The organism is Kitasatospora sp. NPDC032150, assembly GCF_055579945.1.
Genome location: NZ_JBVIMH010000018.1, coordinates 84,712 through 104,592, shown reverse-complemented (window position 1 = coordinate 104,592; position 19,881 = coordinate 84,712). Strand labels below are relative to the sequence as shown.

Below are 19,881 nucleotides of genomic sequence, written 5' to 3'. Positions count from 1 at the left end.
GCGCCCGGCCGTGCGGACCCACCGCTCGCGCCGGCCGTACGGACCCACCGCTCGCGCCGGCCGTGCGGCCTACCGCCGACCCGCCAACGTCGCGCCCACGCTGGCGATCACCACACAGGCGATCCCGGCGAGTTGTGCCACCCCCAGCACCTGGTGCAGCACCATAAGCCCGACCAGCGCGCTGACCGCCGGCTCCAGGCTCACCAGCACGCTGAACACACGCTGCGGCAGCCGTCGCAGCGCCGACATCTCCAGCGCGTACGGGATCACCGGCAGCAGCAGTGCCACCCCGGCCACCGCGAGCAGCAGCGGCCAGGGGCTGTCGGCCTCGGAGAGCCCGTGCCAGGCCGGGCCGATCCCCACCGGCAGCATCACCAGCGCGCCGACGGTGATCGAGACCGCCAGCCCCTCGAAGCCCTTGAAGGCCGCGCCGACCTTGTCGGTCAGCAGGATGTAGCCCGCGTAGCAGGCCGCGGCGGCGAAGGCCAGGCCGAGCCCGGCCGGGTCCAGGCCGCCCGAGCCGCCGTCCCCGCCGCCCTCGGCGCCGACCAGGGTCAGCAGCGCGACCCCTCCTCCGGCCAGCAGCGCCCAGACCAGGTGGCTGGCCCGCCGGGCGAAGGCCAGCGCGACGGCCAGCGGCCCGAGGAACTCGATGGTGGCCGCCGTCCCCATCGGCAGCCGGTCCACAGCACCGGCGAAACACAGCGTCATGCCGGCGGAGACCACGCCGAGCAGCCCGGCCGAGGCGAGGTCGCGCCGGCTGCGGCCGCGCAGCCGCGGCCGGGTGAGAGCGAGCAGGATCACCGCGGCGGCCGCCAGCCGCAGGAAGGTCGCGCCGCTGACCCCGAGCGGCCCGAAGAGCGGTCGGGAGAACGCGATGCCGAGCTGGACGGCGAACATCGCGGTGACGCAGAGCAGCGGCGCCGGAACGTTCAGCCGGCGCCGCAGGGGATGGACGGACGAGGGGCCGGGCGAGACCTGGACAGCGGTCTCGCAGGTACTGGCTGTGGACATGGGACGAGTGTGACGTAATACCCGAACCACGTCCAAACTCATTACAATGCTGTTTCTCGGCTGCGGACAGCCGTCACGGACGGGTGAACGGCCATCACCCTCCGGCGCGGCGGAGCGGCCGGTCGATGACGGGTCAGTATCAAAGGACGGTGCGCTACCTCCGTCCGGCCGCGCTATCGGCGGCTTCCCTCGTTCTGCTCCTCGCCACCGACCGAAACGTCCCGCCACCGGGCCAGCGGGTGTTGGACGCCCAGGCGGTCGCCGCGGTCACCCGCTCGGTGGGCGGACGTCCGGCAGCCGGGCGTCCGCCGGGGCCGCCGACCGTGCTCCAGGAGACCGGCCGCGGCTCGGAGGCGCTGCCGAAGCGCTACTTCACCGGCGCCGGCTTCGACGCCTGCAGCGCTCCGCCGCTGGACGCCATGGAGCTGTGGCACATCGCCTCCCCGTACGGCGCGGTCGGCATCTACAGCAGCGGAAGCCAGCGAGCCTGCGACCAGTCCAGGCTCACGGCGGACTGGGTCGCCCGGGTCCGCGCGATGGGCTGGGAGCTGGTGCCCACCCACGTCGGCCTCCAGGCGCCGTGCGCCAAGATCAAGAGCAAGCCCAAGCGGATCGACCCGGCCCGGGCCATCCAGCAGGGCGGCGAGGAGGCCGCCGAGGCGGTGCTCAGCCTGCAGGCGCTCGGCCTCGGCCAGGGCAGCCCGGTCTACCTGGACATCGAGGCGTACCCGCCGGGCGACCAGGCCTGCAGCCAGGCGGTGGTCGACTTCACCCTCGGCTGGACCCAGACGCTGCACTCCGCCGGGTACCACTCCGGCTTCTACTCCAGCGTGAACTCCGGGGTCGCCGACATCATCGCCGCCAGCCGGGCGGGCAGCGCCCCGATGCCCGACGTCATCTGGTACGCGCGTTGGGACGGACGGGACGTCACCGACGGCCAGGACGCGCCGCCTGACGACATGTGGACGCGGCACCAGCGCATCCACCAGTACCGGGGCAGCGCCGACGAGACGTACGCCGGTACGACCCTGAACGTCGACCGCGACCAGCTGGACGGCCTGGTGGCGGTCGGGCCGTAGGCCTCCCGGCGGCCCGGTGGTCACTCCATAGCGCGAACTTCCCTGCCGGGCTCACTCGTTCGACGGAAGCGCGGCTTGGTCACTCCGATCCCGCGTGGTCGGGTGTGAGGCATGACCGCCACCGGGCTCCGCAGGCTCGCCGCCTCCGCCGCTGTCGTCCTAGTCGCCGCCACCACCCTGAGCATCTCCCCGGCTCCCGCCGTCCCCGCGGCCGAGAGCAGCTTCTTCCAGCTGAACGTCGTCCGCGACGCGGACGACTCCGCCGGCGAGGACTACTTCCTCACCTGCAAGCCCGACGGCGGCGGCCACCCCACCCCGGAACGCGCCTGCGCCGCCCTCACCATCGCCGAGGGGGACATCAACCGCCTCGCCGGCGACCGGCACCGCATCTGCCCGGACGTCCAGGACCCGGTCACCGCCACCGCGTACGGCGACTGGAACGGCCAGCAGGTCACCTGGCAGAAGACCTTCCCCAACCTCTGCCACCTGCAGCGCGCCACCAGTCCGGTCTTCTGACGGCCCGGCCGGTGCGCAGGGGCGCCCCACCCTCGGGGGGAGGGGCGCCCGGCACATCAGCCGGTCCTCATTGCCCTGCGGGTGCAAAACTGGAGCGGCTACTCACTCTGGCGGGTGAGGTCTGGGTGCAGCGGCACGTCAGGCGTTCTGAGTGTCGTCCCCGTCGTTCGGCATCTCCTCCGGGACCTGCTCGCCTCGATGGCGCTCGATCCCGACACCCCGTGCCTGCTCCTCTCCGAGCTGCTCGGCAACGCCCTCCGTCACGGCGGCGCTCCGGCGATCGTTCTCGAACTGCGCAGCGGCGCACTGCGGATGGCCGTCGCCGACCCGTCGCCGACGCCCGTCGCGCCGCTGCCGGGAAGCGCGAGCGGGGAGAGCGGCCGGGGCCTGTTCCTGGTCGAGGCGCTCGCGGACGAATGGGGTGTGGAGTCCGACGGCCGGTACGGCAAGACCGTCTGGCCGGCGGTCTCGGTGGCGCCCGGGTGAGCGACTCGTCTCATCCGGGGCCCATTTGCTGACATCGGGACGCAAGCACGCCAGAATCGGGCGGAGCCGGATTTGCTACCAATCAGTAGCGGACCGTGAGTTCAGAGCTCGCCCGGTCAAGGAGGACCCCCTTGTACAGCACCATGCAGGACGTACCACTCACCGTCTCCCGGATCCTCGCGCACGGATCCACCATCCACGGCCGCTCGACGGTGACCACCTGGGACGGGAACCGCCCGGTGGTCCGCACCTTCGCCGAGGTCGGGGCCCGGGCCGCACAGCTCGCGTACGCGCTGCGCGACGAGCTCGGGGTCTCGGGCGACCAGCGAATAGGCACGCTGATGTGGAACAACTCCGAGCACCTGGAGGCGTACCTGGCCGTGCCCTCGATGGGTGCGGTGCTGCACACGCTGAACCTCCGACTGCCCGCCCAGCAGCTGGCGTACATCATCAACCACGCCGCCGACCACGCGATCATCGTCAACGGCAGCGTGCTCCCGCTGCTGGCCGGCGTGCTGTCGCAGCTCAACCCGACGCTGAAGCACATCGTGGTCAGCGGCGACGGCGACCGCTCGCTGCTGGCCGGCTTCGGCGGCACCGTCCACGAGTACGAGGAGCTGATCGCCGGGCGGCCGGCCGAGTACCCCTGGCCGGCCGACCTGGACGAGCGCGAGGCGGCGGCGCTCTGCTACACCTCGGGCACCACCGGGGATCCCAAGGGCGTGCTCTACAGCCACCGCTCGGTCTACCTTCACTGCCTGCAGGTCAACTCCGCGGACACCTTCGCGCTGACCGGCCGCGACACCGTGCTGCCGGTGGTCCCGATGTTCCACGTGAACGCCTGGGGCGTGCCGCACGCGGCCTTCGTGTCGGGCGCCGACCTGCTGATGCCGGACCGCTTCCTCCAGCCCAAGCCGCTGGCGGAGATGATCACCCGGGTCCGCCCGACCGTCAGCGCCGCCGTCCCCACCATCTGGACCGGCCTGCTGGACGAACTCGACCACGGCGACTACGACACCTCCTCGCTGCGCATGGTGGTCATCGGCGGCTCGGCCTGCCCGCCCTCCCTGATGAAGACCTTCGAGGAGCGCCACGGCATCAACGTGGTGCACGCCTGGGGCATGACCGAGACCTCCCCGCTCGGCACCTTCGCCCAGCCGCCGGGCGGACTGACCGCCGAGCAGGAGTGGCCGTACCGGATCTCCCAGGGCGTCTTCCCGGCCTCCGTCGAGGCCCGCCTGACCGGCCCCGGCGGCGAGCGGATGCCCCACGACGGCGTGGCGGCGGGCGAGTTGGAGATCCGGGGGCCGTGGATCGCGGGCGCCTACTTCGGCGGCGCCGGACAGGACCCGGAGCGGCCCGACGACAAGTTCAGCGAGGACGGCTGGCTGCGCACCGGCGACATCGGCACCATCACCCCGGACGGCTTCCTCACCCTCACCGACCGGGCCAAGGACGTCATCAAGTCGGGCGGCGAGTGGATCTCCTCAGTCGAGCTGGAGAACCACCTGATGGCCCACCCCGAGGTCGCCGAGGCCGCCGTGGTCGCCGTCCCGGATGAGCGGTGGGGCGAACGCCCGCTCGCCACCGTGGTCCTGCGCCCGGGCGCCACCGTCGCCTTCCCGGCCCTGCGCGCCTTCCTCGCCGAGCGGGTCGCCTCCTGGCAGCTCCCGGAGCGCTGGGCCCTGGTGGACTCGGTGCCCAAGACCTCGGTCGGCAAGTTCGACAAGAAGGTCATCCGCGCCGACTACGCCGCCGACCAGCTGGCCGTCACCGTCCTCGGCAAGGAGTAGGGCGAGGGTCCGCGGGGCCGGCCGTACACGCGGCCGGCCCCGCGGGTCGGTACCCATTGCAGGACCGTCCCGGTGCACGGGAGACCGCGTCCGGGGCCGCGCACCGCCGCGGCGGGGCCGCCCGCGCGGGCTTCCGCGTTCCGGTCGGTCCCGGGCCTCCGGGCCGCTGAGCTACCGGCCAGCCGTGCTGACCTCGCCCATCGCGCCGATCCGCGCCAGCAGGTCGACGATCCGGGACTGGACGTCCTCGGTGGTGGAACGCTCGGCGAGGAAGAGGACCGTCTCGCCGGTGCGCAGCCGGGGGAGTTCCTGCGGGTCGAGGTCCACCGAGGTGTAGACGACCAGCGGGGTGCGGTACAGCCGGTCGTTGGCGCGCAGCCAGTCGAGCAGACCGACCCGGCGGCGGCGGATCTGGAGCAGGTCCATCACCACCAGGTTGGGCTGCACGCTGCTGGCCCGGGAGACCGCGTCGCTCTCCGAGACCGCGTGCTCGACGTGCATGCCGCGCCGTTCCAGACTGCCGATCAGCGCCGCCGCGATGTCCGGGTCGGACTCGACCAGCAGGACCCGCGCGGCGTGGTTCTCACTGTCGCGCGGGGCCAGGGCGCGCAGCAGTACGGCCGGGTCGGCGCCGTACGCGGCGTCCTTGTTGGCCTGGCCCAGACCGGCGGTGACCAGGACCGGGATCCGCTGGTTGAGCGCCGCCGTACGCAGCGACTGGAGGGCGGTGCGGGTGATCGGCCCGGTCAGCGGGTCGACGAACAGGGCCGCGGGGTAGCCGGAGACCTGGGAGTCGACCTCCTCGCGGGAGCGGACGATCACCGGGCGGTAGCCGCGGTCCTGGAGCGCGGTCTTGGTGGACGGGTCGGGCTCGGGCCAGACCAGCAGGCGGCGCGGCCCGCCGTCCACGGCGGACGACACCATGGTCGGGTAGTCGGGCATCGAAGCCGGCTCCCGGCCCGCCTCCTCGGCGCTGGAACGGGCAAGTTCGGCCACCGGGCGCGGGGGCGTACGCGGCTCGACGTGCGCCGGCGCGTCGGGGGCGCTCGCCAGCGCGGGCAGCGCGGGACGCGCACCGTCCGCCGCCGCGCCCGGCGACTGCGGCGAAGTCTGCACCGGGGACTGGGCGGGTACCGGGGGCACCTGCGCGAACGCCTGCGGGAAGGCCGAGGCGAACCCGCCGAGCGGACGCGGCGGTGCCAGCTCGCCCAGCCCGCTGCCCACCGGCTGCGCCTGACCGCTGCCGGCCCGTTGGTCCGGGGTCTGCGATCCGGGCGCCTGCCCGGTGTCCCGCTGCCCCACCGTCGCCGGCAGAGCGGCGCCCGCCTCGGGGCCGCCCTGCTGCCCGAACGGCACGGGAAGCGCCGACGGGCCGCGCGTCTCGGCGTCCTGCTGCCCGAACGGCGCGGGGAGGGCGAGACGCCCGCCCGGGGCCTCGGGCGCGGCGGGCGAGGGCTGGGCCTGCGGAGCGGCCGGAGCGGGCTCGAGCGCGATCGGCCGGCCCGGCTCCACCACCGGGGCGGACGGGGCCGCGACCGGGTCACCCGCCGGGGCGGACGGGGCCGCGACCGGGTCACCCGCCGGAGCGTCGGGCTGCGGCGGCACGGCCAGCCTGCGCCGGCGCCCGGTCGGCGCAGGCGTGGCCGGTACCGGCGGTGCCTCCGGGCTCGCGGGCAGGGCGTTCTCAAGGCCGGGGTACAGCGGCGTGCCGGGGTCGGGTACGCCGGGCAGGGACAGCGCTCCCGAGGACTCCTCGCCGGCGGGCGTGGCGCGCCGACGGCGGCCCGTGCGGCCCGTCTCCTCCTTGGCCGGTGCGGCCGGGGTCGGCGTCGCGGGCGCGGGAGCGGCCGGGGATCCCGGCGCCGCGTCCGCAGTGGGCCCGCCGGGGCCCAGAGCGATCGGCCCGCGCGCACCGCCGTCCGCCGCCCGGCCGCCCGCGCCGTCACCGGCGGAAGCACCGGCCGAACCGCGTTCGGCGGCAGCGTCCTCGGCGCGTGCGTCACCGCTCGCGGCCGAGCCCGTGGCGGCATCCGCACCGGCCGCGGTGCCCTCGCCGGCGCCGCCCGGCGCGGGCGGGACGTCCGGCAGGTCGGGCAGCATCGCGGTGTCGGTCTCCCTGGGGACGCTCCGCCCACCGTCGGCCGTCGACTTCGCGGCCGCCCGCGCGACGGCCGCCGGGTCCAGCGACAGCTCCACCACGTACGTCGTCCCGGCCTGGCCGGGCAGTTCGTGCCGCTGCAGGACGCCGCCGTGCCGCTCGACGGTGCTGCGCGCGATCGGCAGGTGCACGGGGCTGCTGACGCGCGCGGGGCCGCGCACCTCGATGCGGGCCACCTCGCCGCGCTGTGCGGCCGCCAGCACCACCATCGGCGAGTCGCCGCCCACCGGAGGCAGCACGGGCATGCCGAGCTGGCCGCCGCCGGGCGCGCCGTCCTCGCCGTCCGTTCCGGCCGCCGCAGCGGCCGCCACCTGGTGGCCGATCCCGCTGACGTCGGCCACCAGGTGGGCCAGTGCGCGCGCGAAGCGCTCCCGGTCGGCGGTGACCTCGACGGCGGCGGCGTGCACCGAGTAGCGGACCCGGTCGGGCCCGACCAGGTCGCCGGCCAGTTCGACGGCTCGCTGGACGACCTTGTCCAGGCCGATCGGTGCGCGCTCCAGCGTCCGCTTGCCGGCCTCGACCTCGCGTTCGAACTTCTGGTGTGTCAGCACCCCGTCTATCAGGGTGCCGAAGCGGCGGCACTCGTCGGCGAGCCGGCGCAGCGTCCAGTTGGCCTCGGGCCAGAGCTGTCCGGCCGGGTCGGCCGCCAGTGCGTCGATCCGGCGGTGCAGGGCGGTGAGCGCGCCGCCCAGCTCGCCCTCCAGGACCGCCGTGAGGTGCTCGTTGCGGGCGATCAGGGCGAGTTCCCTGGTCCGGTCGGTGAAGGTCATCACCGCGCCGACCAGCTGCTCGCCGTCCCGGACCGGCGCGGTGGTGAGGTCCACCGTCACCGGGGTGCCGTCCTTGCGCCAGAGCACGGCGCCGCGCACCCGGTGCTTGCGGCCGGAGACCAGGGTGTCCAGCAGCGCCGAGCCCTCCAGGGCCAGCGGGTTGCCGTCCGCCTGGGAGTGCTGGATCAGCGGGTGCAGCTCGCGCCCGCCGAGCTCGCTGGCCCGGTAGTCGAGGATGTGCGCGGCGGCCGGGTTCACCAGGACCACCCGGCCGTCCAGGTCCACGCCGAGCACGCCTTCGGCGGCGGCCCGCAGGATCATCTCGGTCTGCTTGTGCTGCCGCCGCAGCTCCGCCTCGACGCCGAGCCGGCTGGAGAGGTCGCGGACCAGGAGCAGCAGCAGGTCCCGGCTGCTGGTGGGGTCCCGGTACGGCTCGAAGCCGTACGCCGCGCCCGCGCCACCGCTGCCCGCGCCGTCGTCGGTGAAGTCGTTGCCGGAGACCTCGACCGGGAAGGTGCTGCCGTCGGTGCGCCGGGCGGTCATCCGGACCGGGCGGTCCAGGCCGTCCGGTTCGGCGGCCGCCGGGCGCATCGAACCCGGGATCCGGCTCGGGTCGAACTCGGGCAGCAGATCCAGCACCCCGCGCCCGACCAGCGAGGTCCCGGGGGCCTGCATGGCCTGCACGGCGGCTCTGTTGGCGTCCACGACGGTGCCGTTGCTGTTGACCAGCAGCAGCGCGTCGGGCAGGGCATCGAGTATGGCGGCGAGGCGAGCAGCGCCTCGGATCGGCCTGCTGCTCACGTCGACAGGTCTCCTCACGGCTTTCGTCACTGACGGCTGTGCCGTCGCGGCGTACGACTCGCGGCTCGCGCTCTCCTCGGGGGGCTGAAGTATCTCATTCTTCTTTGCGCTCTGGATGACCTGCCTAGTAACGTAAGCGGTGGTTGGTGTCGGAGCCCCTGGCTGTGGCATCATCGCATTCGCACGGAGTGCATCCGGTCCGCCGGTGCAGTCCATGTGAAGGAGGCTTCGCCTAGTCCGGTCTATGGCGCCGCACTGCTAATGCGGTTTCGGGGTTATTCCTGATCGAGGGTTCAAATCCCTCAGCCTCCGCCACCGGAAGGGCCCCGTCGGCAGTACGCCGACGGGGCCCTTCGTGCATCCCGGGGCAATGGATTTCGTCCCAGGTCGCAGGTCATGTAATGTTGTCCCCGCAACGCCCCGCAGGCCCCGGCCGACAGGGCGAGCGCTCATAGCTCAACGGATAGAGCACTTGACTACGGATCAAGAGGTTGCAGGTTCGAATCCTGCTGAGCGCACCAAACCGCCGCGAAGGTGCCCCCTCGGGGGTATCCCTAGCGCTCATAGCTCAACGGATAGAGCACTTGACTACGGATCAAGAGGTTGCAGGTTCGAATCCTGCTGAGCGCACCAGTCGAAGGCCCCGGACGAGAGTCCGGGGCCTTCGTCGTTCCGGAGGAATTCTTCAAGATCCACTCCGTCTGCCCGGGCCGGCTCAGCCCAGCTCGGTGCGGTTGATCCAGGGCACGTCGCGCTGGTCGAGGAACCAGTCGGACGAGGTCAGCGGCCGGCTCCGGTTGAACGTCGGCGGCACGGGGTCGTGCCGGATCAGCTCGGGCTCGGCATCCAGCGCGAGCAGCAGTTCGGCCACGGCCGGCGCCAGGTCCGACGGGCCGCTGAGCCGGATGTCGTGCCCGGCCCAGCCGCCGCACCGATGGGCGCCGTACCGGCACAGTCCCTCGCGCAGCAGTTCGACGGCCTCCTCCCGGTCGGCGCCGTCGGCGGGTGCCGCCAGCACCACCTCCAGCCAGGAGTGTCGGGCCACCAGGGTGCGGACCGCGTCCAGGTCGTACTGGTCGGCGTCGTCCCGGGCGGCGAGGAAGACCGTGGCCCAGGCGGGGGAGCCGGGCCGGGCCCAGGCGGCGCGCTGCTCGACCAGCGACTTGATCTGCGCCCAGCCGGTCCCGCCGGCCACGGCGAGCAGCGGCCGCAGGGAGTGCGGGTCCAGCACGGCGTCGCCGACCGGCGGCCCGAGCAGCAGCCGTTCGCCGGGCACCACGTCGTTGACCAGGGCGGTGCTGAGCAGCCCGTCCGGCACCCGGCGGATGTGCAGCTCCAGCGTGCCGTCGGCGCGGGGGGCGTTGGCGATCGAGTACGGCCGCCAGACCCGGGGCCGCCGTGGCGAGCAGAGCGAGAGGTACTGCCCGGCCAGGAAGGGGTACGGCCGGTCGGGGCACAGGGTGAGCCGCACGATGTCGGGCGCCGCGCGGTGACGTGCCGTCACCACGGCCTCCCAGCGGGCCGGCGCCCCGTCCGGCAGCGCCCGGGTGGCCCGCAGCATCGTCTGGGAGACCACCGTGTAAGCCTCGGTCCAGGCCTTCTCGATCTCCGGCGTCCAGGAGTGGCCGGAGCAGTGTCGGATGGCGGCGATCAGGCTGGCGCCGACGGCGGGGTAGTGCTCGGCCGAAGCCTGGAACTTGCGGTGGTCGCGGCCCAGGGCGCTCAGGTAGTCGGTGAGCCGCTCGCCGCTGTCCAGCCGGAGCACGATCTGGGTCAGCGCGGCGAACAGGCGCTCGCGCTGCTCGGACAGCTCGGCGGGGAAGAGCTCCCGGACGCCCGGATTGTGCGCGAAGAGGTGGGCGTAGAAGTACTTGACCAGGTGGTCGGCGCGGCGCTCGACGACGGCGAAGCTGGCCCGGAGCACCGCAGGGTCCAAGGGCACCGCGCGGCCCTCAGCCGGCGGTGCCGGTCGGCGCGGGGCCCGCCGCCGGCGCGCCGCCCATGACCTCGGTGGCGACCTGGTGCACCGCGTCCCGGGAGGGCGCGGTCCGAGGCGTCCGCGCCTCGCCGGCGGGGTGGTGTGCGACGGCGGGGCAGCGCGTGATGGCGGGGGAGGGCGCGACGGAGGGGAAGTGCGCGATCGCGGGGTGGTGCGCCTGGAGCGCGCTGTGGCCCGCGTGCCGGGCGTGCAGGATGCCGGTGAGTGCTTCGGAATCCTCCCGCCGGGTGAAAGGCGCGCGGTGGGCGGCCCGCAGCCGGTGCTGCCGCTCGTCGGGGTGCGGCACCAGGGGCCTGCGGACTTCGGGAGACCACTCGAAGGGACGGCGGTGGATGCGCACGGCCGCCTCGGGCCCGTGCGGCTCCACCAGGGCTAAGTCGCTGGTGAGGAGAACTGGGTCAGTCGTCACGGCCGCTGACTCTACTGAGCCTCCAACCGATTCGAACAGGTCGAGTTGACGGAGAGTCGACCATTGGGCGTGAAGCTCGGTCGTCTGCGGACGAGATGGCCGGAACGCATCGCTTCCGGCGGCTGGGGGTCGGTGGGAGAGTGGCCGCCGACCGGGTGGCAGCGGGCGGCCATCCAGGTGTCGAGGTATGACGAACGCTCGATCGTGATTCCTTTTTGTCGGATGTTATGGGCTTGTCAAAGCCGTCCTCGGACCGCCGGTTGCGACGGCGGACCGGGTAAGGAGAGCCGGATGAGCCGACAGTCCCCCCAAGCCGCCGCGACGTCCCACTCGGGCCGGTGCGGACCGACCGGGCCCGGACCCCGTAGAGCCGCCAGAGCCAGTGCCGTGACCCTGGCCACCGCCCTGCTGCTGGGCTGGAACTCGACGGTCGGGTCGGGTATCGCCCGAGCGCAGCAGGACCCGGACGCCTGGACCGGCCAGGGCCGTGCGGTGCTGCCGTCGGGCCGCACCGTGGAGCTGGAGTTCTCGCGCGCGCCGGGCGTGAGCTCCACCACCGCACCCGGAGTCCTCGCTGCCCGCACCCCGACCGGCCACGGCATGGCCGCTGTGACTCCCGTGGCGCTGGCGGCTCGCGCGATTCCCGATGCGCGAGTGGATCGGGCGCGGCGTCCGAAGGCGAGCCCGAGTGCGGATGCGGGTCGGGGGTCGCACCCGGACGGGGGTCGGGAGTCGCACCCGGACGGGGGTCGGGAGTCGCACCCGGACGCGGATCGGGGGTTGTATCCGGACGGGGGTCGTGAGTCGCACCCGGACGCGGATCGGGAGTCACGCCCGGACGCGGATCGGGAGTCACGCCCGAGTGCGGGACGGGAGTCGCACCCGAGCTCGAACACCGGTATGGCGAAGGAGCCGTCGCCGGTGCGGCCGGACGCGTCGCCCGGTCGGAGCGCGGATGCTCAGCTGCTGCCGATCGCCATCCCGTCCGAGCCGGCTGTACCGTCCGCACCCACGGCGCCGGCTGCCGTCCTCCCCAAGTCGGCGGGGGTCGTCGGCACGTCCTCGGCCGGGTCGTCCGTGCCGCCCGGGGCCGGGTCCGGGCCGGCGGCCGGCGCCGTCCCCGGTGGCCCCGTGCCCACGCCGGCCCACGCCTCGGCCGTGCCGACGGCCGCGATCCCGCCCGTCGCCTCGGCTTCTGCCGCGCCCGCTTCCTCGGTCGCGTCCCCGGCCGCAGGGCAGTCCGGCGGGCAGTCCGGGGCGAAGGCGGCTGCGGGCGAAGCTCGGGAGTCCGAAGAGCGGCTGGTCCGGGCCCTCGCCGGTCCGCCGGACGCCCCGCCGGCGCTCGTCACGCACCGCACGTCCATGGACGCCTGGCGCAGCGCGCTCTGTACGGCCCTGTTCTTCCTCATCGCCGTAGGTCTGCTGGTCCGCCGGGGCCTTGGTCGGGCAACCGGCCGCCGCCGGCACGGGTGGTAGGCGGGCGGCCTGCACCAGCGCGGCTGTGACTGGGTCTTCAGGGTGACAATTTATCGGAAATGCTCAACTATGCCGGATATGTGCCTAACACGGCATTTTGATGGTCTGTCAGAGAAGTCTGCGTCCGGCGCCGCCCGGCAGATCCGGGCAGGCCCGTCGCGCGACACACCGACCCTGAGGATCCGTGCATGGACGTCACCCGCGATTCTTCGCCACGACCCGACCCCCGGCTGCCGGGCAGGCCCGAGCCGCCGTCGGGCGCCGCTCAGTTCTACCGGGCCATCGCCGAGGCGGCCGCCCGGCCGCCGATCGAGTCGGGCCGGAACCCGGCCGAGGACGAGCTCGACATGGCCGACACCCTGCCGCTGGCCCGGTACCCGGCAGCGGACGGCGCCGACCGGCGAAGGCTGGCCGGTTCGTTCGCCGCGCTCGGCCCCCTGGCGGGGCCCGCTCTCACCGCCCAGCCGGCCGATCTGGCCGACCCGGCCGTCTCGTCCGGCCCCGACGCGCTGGACGAGACGGATACGGCGCGCCGCCCGCCCAGGAGCGACCAGTGGCCGTGCGAGTACCGCGCCCGTACGATTCCCGGCTGGATCGCCCTGCTGGTACTGCTCTCCTCCGCCACCGCGCTGGCCGTGCTGCTCGTCCGGACCGGCGTCCTGCCGACGCTCCCCGGACTGCCGGACCTCCACGGCGGGCACACCGGGTTCGGCATCGTCGAGTGGGCCGCCGCCTCCGCCGCCGGCCTGATCGCGACGTTGGCCGCCTGCGGCCTGCTGGCGAACGCGGGCGGCCAGACCCGGGTGCTCACCCGCTGGGGCCGCTACCGGGGCACCGTCCGCCGGACCGGGCTGGTCTGGGTGAATCCGTTGCTGAGCCGCCGCGTGGTCGACGGGAGGCTGCGCCACTGGCACAGCGACCCGGTCGACGTCACCGACCGGGACGGTACGCCCATCGTGGTGAGGCTGCTGATCGTGTGGCGGGTGAAGGACACGGCCCGCGCCGTGATGGCCGTCGCCGATCACGAGCTGTACCTGCGCGAGCAGGTGCACGCCGTGCTCACCCGTACCGCCAGCGCGCTGCCGTGCGACCGTGACTCCGTACCCGGTCCCGCGCTGCGTGACGGGGAGTGGTTCGCCGGCAAGCTGACCCGGGCGCTGGCCGCCGAGGTCGCACCGGTCGGCATCGAGGTGTACTCGGTGCAGCCGCTCGCCCTCGACTACGCGCCCGAGGTCGCCGAGAGCATGCGCCGCCGCCGGCTCGCAGACCTGGACGCGGACCTGCGTACGGTGCTCGTGGACGACGCGGTCGAGGCCGCCACGCTCGCGGTCCGGCGGCTGGAGCACGCCACCGCGCGCGAGCTGGACGAGGCGACGCGCCGGTCGCTGATGGAGCAGCTGCTGGTTGCCTTCGTGGCACCCGCGGGGGTCACCGCCCCGGTGCCGGGCCCGGCCTTCCGGGCCGAGCGGAAGGAGGCGAAGCCCTAGTGGGGGCGGCCGCCGCACTCCCGGCCGACGTGGCCCGCGCCACCCGTGCGGCGGCGATTCTGCCAGCCGAGGACCGCTGGGTCGGCCGGCACCGGCGGCCCTTCCCACGGCGTCCGGAGACCATTCCGTGCCCCTAGGGGCTGCGGTCCGCCGCCGGAAAGCCCCTTGCCCGTCCACAGGCTGTGGACAGGCAAGGGGAGGGCGTCGCCCACGGCCTGCGGGACTCAGCCAGTCAGGCGGAGACGGAGTCCAGCAGTGCCAGCTCATCCGCCGTCAGCCGCAGCCGCGCCGCCGCCAGCAGCGGAGGCAGCTGCTCGACCGTGCGCGCACTGGCGATCGGTGCGGCGACGGTCGGCTGGGCGGCGAGCCAGGCCAGCGCGACCGAGGCGAGCTCGGCGCCGTGCGCCTCGGCCACCTGGTCCAGTGCGGCCAGCACCTTGGGGCCGCGCGGGTCCTCCAGGTAGCGGGCGGCACCCTGCGAGCGGGCGCTCTCCACCGCGCCGCCGTCCGGCCGGTACTTGCCGGTGAGGAAGCCCGAGGCGAGCGCGAAGTACGGCACGGCCGAGAGGCCGTGGGCCGCGACGGCCTCGGCCAGCGGGCCCTCGTAAGTGCCCCGGGAGACCAGGTTGTAGTGCGGCTGGACCGCGATGTACGCGGCCAGGCCCTCGCGGGCGGAGAACTCCAGGGCCTCGGTGAGCCGCTCGGCGCTGATGTTGGACGCGGCGACGTGCCGGACCTTGCCCTCGCGGACCAGGGCGTCGAGCGCGGTGACGAACTCCTCGACCGGGACCTCCAGGTCGTCCCGGTGGGTGTAGAGGAGGTCGATGTGGTCGACGCCGAGGCGGCGCAGCGACTCCTCGGTGGCGGACCTGATGTTCGCCGCCTTGAGTCCGCTGGCCTCCGGGTGCGCACCGACCTTGGTGGCGATCACGACGTCCGCGCGATTGCCGCGGCTGCGGAGCCAGTTGCCGATGATGGTCTCCGACTCGCCGCCGGTGTTGCCGGGCACCCAGGCCGAGTAGACGTCGGCGGTGTCGACGAAGTTGCCGCCGCCGGCCGTGTAGGCGTCGAGCACGGCGAACGACTGCGCCTCGTCCGCCGTCCAGCCGAACACGTTGCCGCCGAGCGACAGCGGGGAGACGGCCAGGTCCGACGTGCCGAGGGTCACCCTGTGGGGAGCGTCACTGTGATTGTCGGTCATGACCGGATTCAACCCGATTGCCACGCGCTTGCATTCCAACCCGGCCACGTCTTCACGAGCTTGTCGTACGCGCGCCCGACGAGTGGCCGTCAGCCCGGGGTGACGGGCTGGCATGCCCACTACCGGGGGTCCGGGGTGTCCTTTGACCTCGCGGGTTGGCTAGAGTCCCTGCCATGGCTGACAACGACTACGACCCCGCCGGTAGCACCCAGATGTTCCGGGCGTTCGTGGAGGAGACCCCCGCTCCCCAGGCCCCGGGTTCCGTGTCCACCTACGGCAGCGCCTCCAGCAACAACCGCAGCGGTCTGATCATCGGCGGCGTCGTCGTGGCGATCGCCGTGGTGGCCGCAGTGATCTGGCTTGCCGTCAAGTAACCGCACCTGCCGTCGGACGGTTGCGACGGCCTGTTCCCCGTGCCTGGCGGATGGTCCCAGCGGGGCCGCCGCCAGGCATCCAGTTCCAGCCGCCGGACCGGGGCGCTGACACCCGGTACCCGGTGTCCGGCGAGCCAACTGTGCCGCCGTCAGCTCACGTCCGCCCGAGCGGCAGCGGTCCGTCCGTTCCGGCACGCGACAGCGGCCGTACCCGCCCGGCGGAGGCGGCGTGCCGCCCGCACGCGCCGGACTCCCCTCCGGCTCCCGGCGTCCGCCTGGAGCGGTCCACCGCGCTCCGGCACCGCCCCGAAGTCGCCCAATACACTGATCGGGTCGTACGAATTTTCGTACTCCGTCCCCACCAAACCAACGCCCGCTCTCGTACCGCTCACCCGTACGACCGTGCCTCCGGAGGACAGCCCGTGACCCAGCAGACCACCGAGACCGCCCGCAGCCTCGGCCTCAAGGGGGCGGCCAACGCCCGCGACCTCGGTGGCTACCGGACCCGGGACGGCCGCACCCTGCGGTATGGCGTCGCGCTGCGCGCCGACGCCATGAACCGCACCACCGAGGAGGACCGGGCGATCCTCGCCGCGGCCGGCCTGCGCAGGGTCGTCGACCTGCGCAGCCTGGACGAGGTGCGCGAGTCCGGGCCCGACCGGATCCCCGGCCTGCCGGTCGCCGAGCTCGACGGGGCCGGCGAGTCCGCGCTGCTCGAGCCCGTGCCCTCCGCCGAGGCGGACGGCCCGGCCCTGCACCACGTGCCGGTCTTCGCCGCCGACTTCGACATATACATCGCCATGCGCCAGGCCCTCGCCGACTGCGACGCCGAGCGGCAGCGGGCCATCCTCGGCGACGGCAAGGCCGAGCAGATGATGATCGGCCTCTACCGCTGGTTCGTCACCTCGCCGGTGGCCCGGGAGCGCTTCGCCGGCGTGCTGCGCCTGCTCGCCGCCCCCGACGGCGTGCCGATGCTCTTCCACTGCTCGGCCGGCAAGGACCGCACCGGTTGGGTCGCCGCCCTGGCCCTCACCGCCCTCGGGGTCGACCGCGACACCGTGTTCCAGGACTACCTGCTCACCAACGAGCGCTCCGCCGCGCTGATCGAGCACATCGTGGACAGCTTCGGCACCCGCGGTCTGATGAAGGAGCCCAGCCTGCTGCTCCCGGTCTTCCTGGCCGAGCGGGTCTACTTGGAGACCGCCTTCGCCGAGGTCGAGGCCGGCTGGGACTCCTTCGAGCACTTCTGGCGGGACGGCCTGGGCCTGGACGACGAAGTCCAGGTCGGCCTGCGGCACAACCTCCTCAGCGACTGAGACCGATCGGCGCGCGACGCCGCGGGCCCTATTGCCGATCGGTCTAAGCAGCGGGACCGGCCGCCGGGCGGTCAGCTCTCGCTGATCAGCCCGGCGCGCAGCTGGGTCAGCGTCTTGGTGAGCAGCCGGGAGACGTGCATCTGCGAGATGCCGATCTCCTCGCCGATCTGCGACTGGGTGAGGTTGCCGAAGAACCGCAGCATGATGATCCGCCGCTCCCGCGGCGGCAGTTTGGCCAGCAGCGGCTTCAACGACTCCCGGTACTCGACCCCCTCCAGCGCCAGGTCCTCGTAGCCGAGCCGGTCCGCCAGCGGGCCCTCGCCCTCCTCCTCGCCAGGCGTGGAGTCCAACGAGCTCGCGGTGTACGCGTTCCCGACCGCCAGGCCCTCGACCACGTCCTCCTCGCTCACCCCGAGGAAGGCGGCCAGCTCGGTCACGGTGGGGGAGCGGTCCAGCTTCTGGGAGAGCTCGTCGCCGGCCTTGGTCAGCGCCAGCCGCAGCTCCTGCAGGCGCCTGGGCACCCGGACCGACCAGCTGGTGTCCCGGAAGAAGCGTTTGATCTCGCCGACCACCGTCGGCATCGCGAAGGTCGGGAACTCCACCCCGCGCTCCGGGTCGAACCGGTCGATCGCCTTGATCAGTCCGATGGTGCCGACCTGGACGATGTCCTCCATCGGCTCGTTCCGGCTGCGGAACCGCGCCGAGGCGTACCGCACCAGCGGCAGGTTGAGCTCGATCAGGGTGTCCCTGACGTAGGTGTGCTCGTCGCTGCCCATCTCCAGGGCGGCCAGCCGCTGGAACAGCGAACGGGAGAGCGTCCGGGTGTCCAGCGCCCGGCCCTCGGGGACGGCGGCGGGCAGCGGCGCGGGCGCGGGCCCGGACGCGGCGGGCTCGGGCACCGGTGGCGGATCACTCTGCAACACGGGAAACTCGGCGACCGTGGTCGTGCCCTGGATCTCGGCAGCGCCCAGCTCTGCGGACATGCACCCACCCCCTCGTGACTGACAGTACAACGGGCACTACCGAGCGACAGTTCCCGGCTGGGCGGCCCTCCAGCTCCATACCGGAACACGCGTCTCGGCAAACCCGACCGTCGCAAGATGTCACGTCGCAGTAACGCGCAGCAACCCCCCGGCGGGGTTCGGTTCACTCCTCCCAGGAGTTTCCGGTCCGCAGCCGGGTCAGGATCCTCGACAGTAGCCGGGAGACGTGCATCTGCGACATGCCCAGTTCGGTGGAGATCTGGGACTGTGTCAGGTTGGCGAAGAACCGCAGCATGATGATCCGCCGCTCCCGTTCGGGGAGTTGGACCAGCAGGTGGCGGACCATGTCTCGGTGCTCGACGTCGGTCAGTGCGGAGTCCTCGTAGCCGAGCCGGTCCAGCAGGGCGAGTCCGCCCTCGTGCTCCTGTGCGGCCTCCAGCGAGGCGGCGTTGTAGGCCCGCCCGGCGTCCAGGCAGGCCCGGACGTCCTCTTCGGGAATCCGCAGGTTGGCGGCGATCTCGGGCACCTTGGGCGCCCGGCCGTGCAACACCGTGAGCTCCTCCATGGCGCCGCTGACCTGCACCCACAGCTCCTGCAGTCGGCGCGGTACGTGCATGGTGCGGACGTTGTCCCGGAAGTAGCGCTTGATCTCGCCGAGGATGGTCGGCAGCGCGTACGTCGGGAACTGCACCCCCCGGGTCGGGTCGAACCGGTCGATGGCGTTGATCAGTCCGATGGTGCCGACCTGGACGATGTCCTCCATCGGCTCGTTCCGGCTGCGGAACCTGGTCGCGGCGTAGCGCACCAGCGGAATGTTGATTTCGATCAGCGCGGCCCGCACCCGCTCGCGCTCCGGCGCGTCCGGTGGCAGTTCGCTCATCCGCTCGAAGAGGACCCGGGTCAGCGTCCTGACGTCCACCGAGCCGCGACCGGCGCCCGGCCGACCGTCGGAGGACCCGGGTGACCCCTCCTCGCCGGCCTCCGGCGCGCTGTCCTGGGTCCGCACGGAACGTCACCCTCCCTTGATCGACTATTCCGGTCCGAGCCACTGCTGCGCGGTCCTTGGGTCGTCCTCACCACCTCGCCAGGTCCGGCAAAACCGGTCATAGCATCACAAGTCGCTTGCAGTCCGGGCAAGCACCACATTTAGGCGTGTTGGCGGATCATTGGGGAAGGTTGTCGACAGTCGAAGGCCCCCCGGACTCAGTGGCGGCCGGGGGGCCTGGGGATCGTACGGGTACGATCGGTGTTGTCGTCGGGGCCTCAGACCTCGATGTCGGCGATCACCCAGGTGGCGAACTCGCGCCACTGCGCCGCCGCGGCCTGGTGTGCCTCGTGGGTGAGGTAGGCCTGCAGCGCGTCGCGGTCGGCGACCAGGCTGTTGATCGCGTAGTCGTAGGCGATGTCGCGCTCGGTGGTGTTCCAGCCGCACTCCCACTCGCGCAGCTCGGGGATCAGCGGACCGAGTTCCTCGAAGGCCTTGGCTCCGGCGAGCACGCGCTCGTCGTCCTTGCCGACGCCTTCGTTGAGCTTGAAGAGGACCAGGTGCCGGATCACAGTGCCGCTCCTAGCGGTCGAGGTTGGTGAACCCGGTCACCGTACCGGCCCTGGCTCCGGCGGTGCAGCAGGGGGCGGGCCGCGGTCACTTCACCAGCCCCGTCATGAAGGTCCCCACCGCCTTGGCGGCGTCCGAGATCCCCACGAATCCCGACTGCACCAGCTCCGCCGCCCTGGTCGGCGACGTGATGATCGTGTAGACCACGAAGATGAGCAGCAGGTACATGCCGATCTTCTTTGCCTGCGCCATCGCCCCGGCCCGCCTCCCTGCTATGGGCCGCCGGCCTTTCCCCGGGCGCCCCTCCGCTACCTGTTCGGCAGCTTATCCACCGGACGGCCGATCGGGTGAGAGACGCGTTCGAGCGGTGGGACGAAGGTCCCGGCGACAGGGGTCTTTCTCCGGGTGCCCGGGCCCCGGCCGTGCAGCACGATGGGTGGAGCACCGGGGATCTGGCAGGAATC

At 73.1% G+C, this 19,881-nt stretch carries 17 protein-coding genes and 3 tRNA genes; 10 read left to right on the top strand and 10 right to left on the bottom strand.

Annotated features, from left to right (window positions below; translation table 11 throughout):
• Window positions 1-69: 69 nt before the first annotated feature.
• Window positions 70-1,014 (bottom strand): EamA family transporter, encoded by a 945-nt coding sequence (locus tag ACZ5ON_RS21905; protein WP_465595085.1) that lies wholly within the window; start codon window positions 1,012-1,014, stop codon window positions 70-72.
• A gap of 149 nt (window positions 1,015-1,163) precedes the next feature.
• Between ACZ5ON_RS21905 and ACZ5ON_RS21900 the strand changes: the two genes are divergently transcribed.
• The 4 genes from ACZ5ON_RS21900 (at window position 1,164) to ACZ5ON_RS21885 (ending at window position 4,888) form a co-directional block, all read left to right on the top strand.
• On the top strand, window positions 1,164-2,093 hold the full coding sequence (locus tag ACZ5ON_RS21900) for a DUF1906 domain-containing protein (protein WP_465595082.1): 930 nt from the start codon (window positions 1,164-1,166) through the stop codon (window positions 2,091-2,093).
• Between the two features lie 111 nt (window positions 2,094-2,204).
• A complete protein-coding gene (locus ACZ5ON_RS21895) occupies window positions 2,205-2,609 on the top strand; it encodes an SSI family serine proteinase inhibitor (RefSeq protein ID WP_465595080.1) in 405 nt (134 codons plus the stop codon).
• A gap of 81 nt (window positions 2,610-2,690) precedes the next feature.
• A complete protein-coding gene (locus ACZ5ON_RS21890) occupies window positions 2,691-3,095 on the top strand; it encodes an ATP-binding protein (RefSeq protein ID WP_465595077.1) in 405 nt (134 codons plus the stop codon).
• Between the two features lie 131 nt (window positions 3,096-3,226).
• Window positions 3,227-4,888: a long-chain fatty acid--CoA ligase gene (locus ACZ5ON_RS21885; protein ID WP_465595074.1), complete on the top strand. Its 1,662-nt coding sequence runs from the start codon at window positions 3,227-3,229 to the stop codon at window positions 4,886-4,888.
• A gap of 171 nt (window positions 4,889-5,059) precedes the next feature.
• On the opposite strand, the gene ACZ5ON_RS21880 is transcribed toward ACZ5ON_RS21885, so the two are convergent.
• A complete protein-coding gene (locus tag ACZ5ON_RS21880; protein ID WP_465595071.1) occupies window positions 5,060-8,617 on the bottom strand; it encodes a hybrid sensor histidine kinase/response regulator in 3,558 nt (1,185 codons plus the stop codon).
• A gap of 221 nt (window positions 8,618-8,838) precedes the next feature.
• Here ACZ5ON_RS21880 and ACZ5ON_RS21875 point away from each other — a divergent pair.
• From ACZ5ON_RS21875 to ACZ5ON_RS21865, 3 genes are all read left to right on the top strand, one after another.
• A tRNA-Ser gene (locus tag ACZ5ON_RS21875) sits at window positions 8,839-8,932 on the top strand.
• Between the two features lie 130 nt (window positions 8,933-9,062).
• Window positions 9,063-9,138: transfer RNA gene (locus tag ACZ5ON_RS21870), tRNA-Arg, on the top strand.
• Between the two features lie 36 nt (window positions 9,139-9,174).
• Window positions 9,175-9,250 (top strand) — tRNA-Arg (locus ACZ5ON_RS21865).
• A gap of 82 nt (window positions 9,251-9,332) precedes the next feature.
• Here ACZ5ON_RS21865 and ACZ5ON_RS21860 read toward each other — a convergent pair.
• From ACZ5ON_RS21860 to ACZ5ON_RS21850, 3 genes are all read right to left on the bottom strand, one after another.
• On the bottom strand, window positions 9,333-10,559 hold the full coding sequence (locus tag ACZ5ON_RS21860; protein WP_465595068.1) for a globin domain-containing protein: 1,227 nt from the start codon (window positions 10,557-10,559) through the stop codon (window positions 9,333-9,335).
• A 10-nt stretch (window positions 10,560-10,569) separates the two neighbouring features.
• Window positions 10,570-11,025, bottom strand: coding sequence for a globin family protein (locus ACZ5ON_RS21855; RefSeq protein WP_465595065.1), 456 nt, complete (start codon window positions 11,023-11,025; stop codon window positions 10,570-10,572).
• A 959-nt stretch (window positions 11,026-11,984) separates the two neighbouring features.
• Window positions 11,985-12,434: a hypothetical protein gene (locus ACZ5ON_RS21850; protein WP_465595062.1), complete on the bottom strand. Its 450-nt coding sequence runs from the start codon at window positions 12,432-12,434 to the stop codon at window positions 11,985-11,987.
• Window positions 12,435-12,689: 255 nt separating this feature from the next.
• Between ACZ5ON_RS21850 and ACZ5ON_RS21845 the strand changes: the two genes are divergently transcribed.
• The gene (locus ACZ5ON_RS21845; protein WP_465595059.1) at window positions 12,690-13,988 is read left to right on the top strand and encodes an SPFH domain-containing protein; all 1,299 of its coding nucleotides are present in this window, start codon (window positions 12,690-12,692) and stop codon (window positions 13,986-13,988) included.
• A gap of 232 nt (window positions 13,989-14,220) precedes the next feature.
• Here the strand turns inward: ACZ5ON_RS21845 and ACZ5ON_RS21840 are convergent, their stop codons facing one another.
• The gene (locus ACZ5ON_RS21840; protein WP_465595056.1) at window positions 14,221-15,189 is read right to left on the bottom strand and encodes an aldo/keto reductase; all 969 of its coding nucleotides are present in this window, start codon (window positions 15,187-15,189) and stop codon (window positions 14,221-14,223) included.
• 173 nt (window positions 15,190-15,362) lie between these two features.
• Between ACZ5ON_RS21840 and ACZ5ON_RS21835 the strand changes: the two genes are divergently transcribed.
• Window positions 15,363-15,563: a hypothetical protein gene (locus ACZ5ON_RS21835; RefSeq protein WP_465595053.1), complete on the top strand. Its 201-nt coding sequence runs from the start codon at window positions 15,363-15,365 to the stop codon at window positions 15,561-15,563.
• Window positions 15,564-15,985: 422 nt separating this feature from the next.
• Window positions 15,986-16,879 (top strand): tyrosine-protein phosphatase, encoded by an 894-nt coding sequence (locus tag ACZ5ON_RS21830; RefSeq protein ID WP_465595050.1) that lies wholly within the window; start codon window positions 15,986-15,988, stop codon window positions 16,877-16,879.
• A 71-nt stretch (window positions 16,880-16,950) separates the two neighbouring features.
• Here the strand turns inward: ACZ5ON_RS21830 and ACZ5ON_RS21825 are convergent, their stop codons facing one another.
• The 4 genes from ACZ5ON_RS21825 to ACZ5ON_RS21810 form a co-directional block, all read right to left on the bottom strand.
• Window positions 16,951-17,862 (bottom strand): RNA polymerase sigma factor SigF, encoded by a 912-nt coding sequence (locus tag ACZ5ON_RS21825; RefSeq protein ID WP_465595047.1) that lies wholly within the window; start codon window positions 17,860-17,862, stop codon window positions 16,951-16,953.
• 163 nt (window positions 17,863-18,025) lie between these two features.
• Complete coding sequence (locus tag ACZ5ON_RS21820; RefSeq protein WP_465595044.1) at window positions 18,026-18,868, bottom strand: RNA polymerase sigma factor SigF; 843 nt, start codon at window positions 18,866-18,868, stop codon at window positions 18,026-18,028.
• A gap of 257 nt (window positions 18,869-19,125) precedes the next feature.
• Window positions 19,126-19,419 (bottom strand): Dabb family protein, encoded by a 294-nt coding sequence (locus ACZ5ON_RS21815; RefSeq protein ID WP_465595041.1) that lies wholly within the window; start codon window positions 19,417-19,419, stop codon window positions 19,126-19,128.
• A gap of 85 nt (window positions 19,420-19,504) precedes the next feature.
• Window positions 19,505-19,669, bottom strand: coding sequence for a hypothetical protein (locus tag ACZ5ON_RS21810; protein ID WP_465595038.1), 165 nt, complete (start codon window positions 19,667-19,669; stop codon window positions 19,505-19,507).
• Window positions 19,670-19,881 lie beyond the last annotated feature (212 nt).